We start from the raw sequence: 9236 nt of genomic DNA on the forward strand, positions 1-9236 counted from the left end.
GGGCCGGCCGGCTGGGCCGGCGGCGCGGAGGAGCTGCTGAACGGGTTGGAGAACTGGCTCAGACTCTGCTGCACGCCGGCGCAGGCCGACAGCAGGGGTGCCCCGAGCAACAGGCCGAGCGCGCTCCTTCGGGTCGCCCCCGACGATCGGGGCCCCGGAACGGGAGACTTTGGATAACGCGGGCCCACCATGGCAGCTTCTCTTCTGACCCGCCTTCTCGCCGGCCGGTCATCACATTCTTTCCACGACACAAGCCGCGGATTCAGGCATATTGTCGGCAAATAGTTAACCGAAACAAAAGGATAATGGCCGCTTAACGCGGCCGCCTTTCCGTCCCGGCAACTGTTCGCCGTCGCTTACGCAGCATCAAGGCGGTGTTTCCGTCGCGAATATGGCGCGAGGGCCCTCACTCCCTCTCGACGTGATCCTGATCGATCACATTCCCGTCCGTTCCTCACCCCTCACCTCGGCGCGATCTTTTTCCAGGAGCCGGTTCCCAGCCCTGCGGATCGTGCCTAAGTTGACTTCATTATGCGCGCAAAGCCGGCCCCGATAAATACGCCTGAAGCTCAAGACGCCGCCTCGCGCGGTTTCTCCATCGATGCCCATCGGCTCGCGGCGCCGAAGGCGGCTGCGGGCCTGCATCTGGTCGCGACCCCTATCGGCAATCTCGGCGACATCACGCTGCGGGCGCTCCAGACCCTCGCCGGGGTCGACGTCATCGCCTGCGAGGACACCCGCATCACACGGCGCCTGACCGAGCGCTACGCCATCGCAGCAACGCTCAAGCAATATCACGAGCACAATGCGGAAGCCGCGCGGCCAAAGATCCTGGAGGCGCTGGGACGGGGCGGCTCGATCGCGCTGGTGTCCGACGCCGGCACGCCGCTGATCTCCGATCCCGGCTTCAAGCTGGTGCGCGAGGTCTGTGCTGCCGGCCATGCAGTGTACGCGCTGCCGGGCCCGTCCTCGGTGCTCGCCGCTTTGTCGGTGGCGGCGCTGCCGACCGACCGCTTCTTCTTCGAGGGTTTTTTGCCGGCGAAATCCGCCGCGCGCCGCGCGCGCCTTGCCGAGCTCGCCCGCATCGATGCGACGCTGGTGATGTTTGAATCCGGCAACCGGGTGCAGGATACGCTCACTGAACTCGCCGAGATCATGGGCACGCGCGAGGCCGCGATCTGCCGCGAACTGACGAAGCTGCATGAGGAGATTTCGCGCGCGAAGCTGGCCGAGCTCGCGCGCGATGCTGATGCGCTGGAAACGCGCGGCGAATTCGTGCTGGTGATCGCTCCGCCGGCGGCCGACTCCGAGGTGCTGACGCCGGCTGCGCTGGACGGTCTCTTGCGCGAGCAGCTTGCCAGGCACAGCGTAAAGGATGCCGTTGCGCATGCGGTCGCGCTCTCGGGACGGCCGCGCCGCGAGATCTATGCCCGCGCACTCGAGCTCGCAAAAGATTCGCGGGGCGGCGATGGCGAAGCCTGAGATCCCGAGGGAACCAAAGATCGCCTCGCCCGAGCGCGTTGCCGCATTCCACACCGGCATCTCGGCCGAGAGCCGTGCCGCCGCCTATCTCATGGCGAAGGGCTATCGCATCCTCGCAAAGCGCTACCGCACGGCGCATGGCGAGATCGACATCGTGGCGCGCCGCCGCAATCTGATCGCGTTCGTCGAGGTCAAGGCGCGGGCGACGCTGGACGATGCCGCCTTCGCCGTGACGCCGCGCCAGCAGCAGCGCATCATCGACGCCGCGCAAGGCTGGCTCGTAGCGCATCCCGAGCATGCCGAATTCGAATTGCGATTCGACGCCATGCTGATTGCGCCGCGCTCACTTCCGCGCCATGTGTTGGCGGCATTCGACGCCTCGACCTGAAAGGCAGACCATGAAACTGAACGTCGCCGTCCAGATGGACCCCATCGCCCGCATCAACATCAAGGGCGATTCCACCTTTGCGCTGCTCCTGGAGGCGCAGAAGCGCGGCCATGGCCTGTCCTATTACACGCCCGACAAGCTCTCGATGGTCGGTGAGGAGATCGTGGCTCCCGTCCAGCTCCTGACCGTGCGCGACGAGCCCGGCAATCATTTCACCCTCGGCGAGCCGAAGCGCGAGGCGCTGAACGGCTTCGACGTGGTGCTGCTGCGCCAGGATCCGCCCTTCGATCTCGCCTACATCACCTCGACGCACATGCTCGAGCGCATCCATCCGAAGACGCTTGTCGTCAACGATCCCGCCTCGGTGCGCAACGCGCCGGAAAAGCTGTTCGTGATGAACTTCCCGCAGCTGATGCCGCCGACGCTGATCTCGCGCGACTTAGATGAGATCAACGCGTTTCGCGACAAGCATGGTGCCGTCGTGATGAAGCCGCTGCACGGCCATGGCGGCGCGGCGGTGTTCCGCGTGATGCCGCAGGACATGAATTTCGGCTCGCTGTTCGACATGTTCTCGGTGACGTTCAGGGAGCCGTGGGTGATCCAGCAGTTCATCCCCGAGGTGAAGCACGGCGACAAGCGCATCATCCTGGTCAACGGCGAGTTCGCGGGCGCGGTGAACCGCGTGCCGGCCGCCGATGACCTCCGCTCCAACATGGTGCGCGGCGGCGCGGCGCAGGAGACCGAGCTCACGCCGCGCGAACGCGAAATCTGCGCCACGGTCGGCCCGGCCTTGCGCGAGCGCGGCCTGTTGTTCGTCGGCATCGACGTCATCAATGGCAACCTCACCGAGATCAACGTGACATCGCCCACGGGTATCCGCGCCATTGCAAAGCTCGGCGGCCCCGACGTTGCGGCGAAGGTCTGGGACGTCATCGAGCAGAAGCGGAAGAAGTAGCCGCCTATCGCCTTTAACTCGCTCCATCACCGTCACCCTGAGGTGGCCGCTTCTTCAGCGGCTCTCGAAGGGCGACGGCCCAGCTGATCGCAGCGCGGAAGCATCGGGGCCACGCATCCTTCGAGGCTCCCGGCGCGATGCTTTGCATCGCGCCACTCGCACCTCAGGATGACGGACTGCGACTGTCATCGCAGTTGCTTGGCACGCTCGCACCACCCATCACTAACCACCCATTCACCATGATGCGCCGCGTCCACGCGCGCACCGCGCACTGGGTGAAACTACGGGGCCGCTGGCCGACGGAATAACGCCGCGTTCACCATCTGCCGAGAACCAGCATCGTGGCTGGTCATCGCGTTCGGCCTCGCAACACCCCTTATACTTTTACTCCCTACTCATCGGCACGGGGGAACACGCCAGATGCGGTTCGAGTGCCCCGCGTATGAGTAAAAGCGTATGAACACCGCACGCATCGTCGTTCTCGTCATCGCGCTGGCCGCCGGCGGCGTCGCTGCGTATCTGGCGAGCGGCTATCAGAATGCGCCCGCGCCCGCTGTGCCTGTCGCCGAGAAGCTGCCGACGGTCGAAGTCCTCATCGCCAAGAACGATATCCAGCTCGGCCAGGCGCTCAAGCCCGAAGATCTGCAATGGCAGACCTGGCCGGCGGCGACTGCGAGCAGCGCCTTCATCCGCCGTGACAACAGGCCCGAAGCCCAAACGCAGATCGCCGGCTCGATCGCGCGCGTCCCCTTGATGCAGGGCGAGCCGATCCGCGAGCAGAAGCTGGTCAAGGCCGAAGGCTCCGGATTCATGGCCGCTATCCTGCCGTCGGGCATGCGCGCCGTCTCTACCGAGATTTCAGCCGAGACCGCCGCCGGCGGCTTCATTCTGCCGAACGACCACGTCGACATCGTCCTGACCCGTCGCCTGAAGAATCCCGATGGCGCCAGCGGCGGCAACGACCTCATCCTGTCCGAGGTCATCCTGAGCAACATCCGCGTGCTCGCGATCGACCAGGCGCCGAAGGAAAAAGACGGCCAGAACGCCGTGATCGGCAAGACCGTCACGCTCGAGCTCAAGCCCGACCAGGTCGCCACGCTGTCGGCCGCGCGCCAGGGCGGCACGCTCCAGCTCGCGCTGCGGAGCATCGTCGATGCCAAGGCCGTGGAGAGTCCGGTCGAGGAACAGGCGGCCAAGCGTTCCGACGGCGTCAACGTGATCCGCTACGGGGTGCAGGCGCGGCAATTGACGTCACAGAAGTGATGGTGGGGAAAGCATGAAGGACGGGGATGATCGGACGGGCCTGCGCATTCGGGGGAAGCGCGCACGCTCGTTCTTGGCGGGGACGATGCTGATGCTGGGGCTGCTCGCAGCCCCCGACTGCGTCAGCGCCGCGGATGCGCCGGTCGGTGACCAGGCGCCGATGCAGGCTCCGGACCTCGAGGTATCGTCGGTCGCGACGATCGCGCCCGCGAGGTCGCGTTTTCTCTCGCTTGGCGTGGGCAAATCCGTCGTCATCGACCTGCCCCGCGAGGTCAAGGACGTGCTGGTGGCCGATCCCAAGATCGCCAATGCGGTCATCCGCTCGGCCCAGCGCGCCTATATCATCGGCGGCCAGGTCGGCCAGACCAACGTCGTGTTCTTCACCGCCGACGGCCAGCAGGTCGCCGCCTATGACATCGCGGTCAAGCGCGATCTCAACGGCATGCGCGCGGCCCTTCGCCAGTCCCTGCCCGGCGTGCAGATCGAAGGCGTCGGCGACAGCGTGATGCTGACCGGATCGGTGTCGAGCCCGGTCGAGGCACAGCAGGCCGGCGACGTCGCCGCCAAGCTGGTCGGCGGTTCGGACAAGGTCGTCAACAACATCGTCGTGCGCGGCCGCGATCAGGTGATGCTCAAGGTCGTCGTCGGCGAAGTGCGCCGCGACATCGTCAAGCAGCTTGGCGTCGATCTCAGCGCCAGCCTGAATGCCGGCACGGCGGTGGTGAATTTCAACAATTCCAATCCGTTCTCGGTCTCGGGCGGACCGATCGTCGGCAGCAACGGGCTCGGCGTCGCCGGCCTCGCCAAGGGCTTCGCCACCGTCAGCGCCACCATGCGCGCGATGGAAAGCGCCGGCGTCATGCGCACGCTCGCCGAGCCGAGCCTGACCGCGATCTCAGGCGAATCCGCCACCTTCATCGCCGGCGGCGAATTCCCGATTCCCGCAGGCTATTCCTGCGATCCCGTCACCCACGTCTGTACCACCCAGGTCACCTACAAGAAGTTCGGCATCTCCCTGAACTTCACTCCGGTCGTGCTCGCAGAAGGCCGCATCAGCCTGCGCGTGATGACCGAGGTCTCGGAGCTGTCGAATACGAACGCGATCACGCTGACGCAGGCGGTGTCCTCGAACTCGAGCAACTCGATCACCATCCCCTCGATCCAGACCCGCCGCGCGGAGACCACGCTGGAAATTCCCTCGGGCGGCTCGATGGCGATGGCCGGCCTGATCCAGCAGAAGACCAAGCAGGCCATCAACGGCCTGCCCGGCGTCGACCAGGTGCCGATCATCGGCGCGCTGTTCCGCAGCCAGGACTTCGTCAACAACGAGACCGAGCTGATGGTGATCGTGACACCCTATGTGGTGCGCGCGGTCGCCCAGAAAGAACTGGCACGGCCCGACGACGGCTTCGCGCCGGCCTCGGACGCGCAGTCGGCGCTGCTCGGCCGCATGAACCGTCTCTACGGCATCGCGCGCCGTGTCGATCCGATCGCCGGCACGCCGGGTGATTTCGGCTTCATCATCGACTGAGACGGACGGTTTGGGGACCGGACAAGAAACGGGGCTAGAGGGGACGATGACGACAACATCAGCCGATCGACGTCGCAGCTTAAGGATCGCGCTGGCACTGACGGGCCTCTCCGTCATGCTGGGCGCCTGCAACACCACCGGCGAGATCGTCACCCAGACGGTGCCGACCGACTATCGCCAGCGTCATCCGATCGCGGTCCAGGAAGGCAAGAAGTCGATCGTGATCTTCGTCGGCAAGGCGAGGGGTGGCCTCTCGGCCGCGCAGCATTCGGACGTCGCGGGCATCGCAAGGGACTGGGTGCGCGAAGGCACCGGCTCCGTCGTCGTCGACGTCCCCGTCGACAGCGCGAATTCGCGCGCGGCGGCCGCGACCTATCGCGAGATCCGATCCGTGCTCGCATCCGGCGGCGTGCCGTCGCGGGCCATCGTTCAGCATCCCTATCGCCCTGAAGATCCCGGGCTGCTGCCCACCATCCGTCTGAGCTATTCCAGGATTGCCGCGGTCGCCGGCCCCTGCGGGCTGTGGCCGGAGGACGTCGGACCCAACATCCTCGATCCCGGCTACAACGAGAACCGGCCCTATTTCAACCTGGGCTGCGCCAGCCAGCGCAATCTTGCGGCGATGATCGACAACCCCGCCGATCTCGAGCAGCCGCGCGCCGAGACCCCCGCCTATACCGCGCGACGCGACATCGCTTTCGAACGTTACCGCAAGGGCACGCCGATCGCGACCCCCTCACCCGACTCCGACAAGGCCAAACTCAGCGATACCGGCAAATGACACGCCTCCACGACGAAGACGCGGACGATCCGCAGCACCCCGAGGAACACATTGCGCCGGTTCCTCGCATCTCGGTGCAGGCCTTTTGCGAGACCGAGAAGACGCTCGCCGCGGTGACCGCGGCGGGGCAGGACCGCCGGCTCGCCAAGGCGCATCTCACCGCCAAGGACGGCGGCCTTGCCGCAGCGATCGAAGTCTATGAGACGATGCCGACGCCGAACGTGATCGTGATCGAATCCGACGGCACGCGCGACATCCTCGAGGGATTGGACGACCTCGCCGGCGTCTGCGACCCCGGCACGCGCGTGGTCGTGATCGGCAATCCCAACGACACCGCGCCCTATCGCGAGCTGGTGCGCCGAGGCGTCAACGATTATGTGGTCGGACCGGTCGAAACGCTCGACGTCGTCCGCTCGATCTGCAGCCTGTTCTCGGCCTCCGAGGCCATCATCACCGGCCGCGTCATCGCGGTGGTCGGCGCCAAGGGCGGCGTCGGCGCTTCCACCGTGGCGCACAACGTGGCCTGGACCATCGCCCGCGACCTTTCGCTCGATTCGGTCGTCATCGACCTCGACCTCGCCTTCGGCACCGCGGGCCTCGATTACAACCAGGACCCGGTGCAGGGCATCGCCAACGCAGTGCTGTCGCAGGACCGCCCGGACACGGCGCTGATGGAGCGCCTGCTCTCCAAATGCACCGAGCGCCTCAGCCTCCTCGCTGCGCCTGCCAGCCTCGACCGCGTCTACGATTTCGGCGCCGAAGCCTTCGACGCCATATTCGACACGCTACGCATGACCACCCCCTGCATCGTGCTCGACGTCCCGCACCAATGGTCCGGCTGGACGCGGCGCGCGCTGGTGAATGCCGACGACATCGTAATCGTCGCCGAGCCCGATCTCGCCAATCTGCGCAACACCAAGAACATGCTGAGCGTGCTGAAAGCAGCGCGACCGAACGACCGGCCGCCGCTGTACTGCCTCAACCAGGTCGGCATGCACAAGCGCGCGGAGATCGAGGTCAAGGCGTTCGCCAAGACCATGGAGAGCCAGCCGATCGCGGTGATCCCGTTCGATTCGAAACTGTTTTCGACTGCGGCCAATAACGGCCAGATGATCGCGGAAGTCTCCAAGAATCACCGCACCACCGAGCTGTTTCAGAACATGGCGAACCGTCTCGCCGGCCGCGGCGAGGTGAAGAAGCCGAAGCGCTCGTTGCTCGCGCCGCTGCTGAAGAAGCTGAAGGGCAGGCCTGGGCGCGGATCAGCCCCGCATCGCAAGGCGTCGTAGGGCCTGAGGCCTTTTCGGGCGAAGTGGATATCGGTTCGCGTCAGGAAAACGCATCAGAAGAGGATCTATGCGCGTGGGCTATTTGTCCGCCCGTTGCTGCTTCTTCGCCAGCAGCTGCCGCAGCGCAGTGACCTTTGCGGCGGCCTGATCGGGCGGCAGATCGGCCTTCACGAGGATTTCGGCCTCGGCCTCGCGGCCTTGCAATCCCAGCACGAGCGCCAGATTGGCGCGGACCCGCGCATCGTTCTGATTGCGCTGATAAGCGCGGCCGAGCACCTGTTCGGCCTTCGACAGATTGTTTTGCAGCATATAGGACAGGCCGAGATTGGACAGCACGGTCGGCTCGTTCGGCACGATCTTCAACGCCGCGGCGTAATATTGCTGCGCTTCCTCGTTGCGGCCGAGCTGATCGAGCGCCGCGCCCTGCGCCGACAGGATGCGCCAATCGGGATCCTCAGGCGAATGCGCGCGGCCGAGGACGTCGAAGGCCTGCTGGAAATTACCGTTGTCGGCGAGCGCTCGGCCATAGCCGGCGAGCAGCGCCTTGTTGCTGGAATGACCGAGCACGGCCTGCTCCATCACCGCGACCGCCTGCGCGCGCTGGCCGCTCTCGCGCAGCGCCTTGCCGTAGGCGAGCGCAATGTCGGGATCACCTGGCTTGGCGCGATAACGCTCGCGCAAAGCGTCCATGTCCGGCGTGGGGTCGGCCTTAACAGCCGTTTCCGATCTGACGCCGAGCGCGCCGGTCACGTCCTCGATGCCGGCGGTCTGGCAACCGCCGAGGGTGAGCACCAGGAGGGCGGGAAGCAGCAATCTCGCCGCAGGAAAGGCGAGGGACGAACGCTTGGACATACTCTGATCACTCGGCAACTGATCAGAGATGCTTACCGATTAACGCTAAAGTCCCGTTAAGGACGCGCTTCCCAAGGACCCTAGTCGGTGAATTCGGCGCCGAACTCGCAGCCGATGCGCCAGCGCAGGCGGCATTGCCGGGAATAGTCGGGCGCGAAGATGATGGTGAATTGCGGCGGCACTTCCAAAAATTCCGCCACCACTTTCACACCGCCATCCGAGATATCGGTGATCGTGCAGTCCCGCGGCAGCGACCCCGCGCCAAAATGGATCTTGGCGAGCCGGGTGCACATCCGACGTTCGCTTCTCCGGCGATTTGCTAGCATTTGAATTGTTCACCCGTTGACCACGGCCCATCCCGCAGCCCTAGGAGTAGCGGACATTCGTTGGAATGTGCTGAGGACAGAAGCCGGCATTCGAGGCGTAGTGTCGGCTTGGCGTTTACGAACGGTTAGGCTTCGTCGACCCTCCGGGGATCGTTCCCGTATTGTTCTTGCGGAGAGCGCCGGGCTCTGCTACCCCTAATTGTGCGAGAGGGGCAGGCTGGTTTGAGCATGGTTCAGCGGGTTTCTACCGTCGCCTTTGAGGGGATCGAGGCCCGCGCGGTCGACGTGCAGGTACAGGTGGCGCCCGGCCTGCCGGCCTTCGCCATCGTCGGCCTTCCGGACAAGGCGGTGTCGGAGGCGCGCGAGCGGGTG

10 protein-coding genes are annotated in these 9236 nt (G+C 65.5%); 8 read left to right on the top strand and 2 right to left on the bottom strand.

Annotation, left to right across the window (positions count from 1 at the left end):
* Window positions 1-531 precede the first annotated feature (531 nt).
* From rsmI to MOV74_RS22450, 7 genes are all read left to right on the top strand, one after another.
* Window positions 532-1482 carry a 16S rRNA (cytidine(1402)-2'-O)-methyltransferase gene (gene rsmI / locus MOV74_RS22420; protein WP_246926939.1) on the top strand — a complete coding sequence of 317 codons (951 nt, stop codon included), beginning with the start codon at window positions 532-534 and terminating at the stop codon, window positions 1480-1482.
* Complete coding sequence (locus MOV74_RS22425) at window positions 1469-1870, top strand: YraN family protein (RefSeq protein WP_246926941.1); 402 nt, start codon at window positions 1469-1471, stop codon at window positions 1868-1870. The genes rsmI and MOV74_RS22425 overlap by 14 nt, the downstream gene beginning before the upstream one ends.
* Window positions 1871-1880: 10 nt before the next feature.
* Complete coding sequence (gshB, locus tag MOV74_RS22430) at window positions 1881-2825, top strand: glutathione synthase (RefSeq protein ID WP_246926943.1); 945 nt, start codon at window positions 1881-1883, stop codon at window positions 2823-2825.
* Between the two features lie 456 nt (window positions 2826-3281).
* Window positions 3282-4088, top strand: a complete 807-nt coding sequence (gene cpaB / locus MOV74_RS22435) for a Flp pilus assembly protein CpaB (protein WP_246926956.1) — start codon at window positions 3282-3284, stop codon at window positions 4086-4088.
* 13 nt (window positions 4089-4101) lie between these two features.
* The gene (locus MOV74_RS22440) at window positions 4102-5619 is read left to right on the top strand and encodes a type II and III secretion system protein family protein (protein ID WP_246926959.1); all 1518 of its coding nucleotides are present in this window, start codon (window positions 4102-4104) and stop codon (window positions 5617-5619) included.
* 46 nt (window positions 5620-5665) lie between these two features.
* Window positions 5666-6400, top strand: coding sequence for a CpaD family pilus assembly protein (locus MOV74_RS22445; RefSeq protein WP_246926962.1), 735 nt, complete (start codon window positions 5666-5668; stop codon window positions 6398-6400).
* A complete protein-coding gene (locus tag MOV74_RS22450) occupies window positions 6397-7686 on the top strand; it encodes an AAA family ATPase (RefSeq protein WP_246926966.1) in 1290 nt (429 codons plus the stop codon). Before MOV74_RS22445 ends, MOV74_RS22450 begins: the two co-directional genes overlap by 4 nt.
* Before the next feature lie 78 nt (window positions 7687-7764).
* Here the strand turns inward: MOV74_RS22450 and MOV74_RS22455 are convergent, their stop codons facing one another.
* Together MOV74_RS22455 and MOV74_RS22460 are read right to left on the bottom strand one after the other, a co-directional pair.
* Window positions 7765-8538, bottom strand: coding sequence for a tetratricopeptide repeat protein (locus MOV74_RS22455; RefSeq protein WP_246926968.1), 774 nt, complete (start codon window positions 8536-8538; stop codon window positions 7765-7767).
* A gap of 80 nt (window positions 8539-8618) precedes the next feature.
* Window positions 8619-8864: a PilZ domain-containing protein gene (locus MOV74_RS22460; protein ID WP_007598461.1), complete on the bottom strand. Its 246-nt coding sequence runs from the start codon at window positions 8862-8864 to the stop codon at window positions 8619-8621.
* Between the two features lie 228 nt (window positions 8865-9092).
* Between MOV74_RS22460 and MOV74_RS22465 the strand changes: the two genes are divergently transcribed.
* A partial coding sequence (locus tag MOV74_RS22465; RefSeq protein ID WP_309486828.1) for a magnesium chelatase domain-containing protein occupies window positions 9093-9236 on the top strand: 144 nt, incomplete at its 3' end.

Source organism: Bradyrhizobium sp. SHOUNA76 (genome assembly GCF_023006445.1).
In the GTDB taxonomy this organism is placed as follows: domain Bacteria; phylum Pseudomonadota; class Alphaproteobacteria; order Rhizobiales; family Xanthobacteraceae; genus Bradyrhizobium.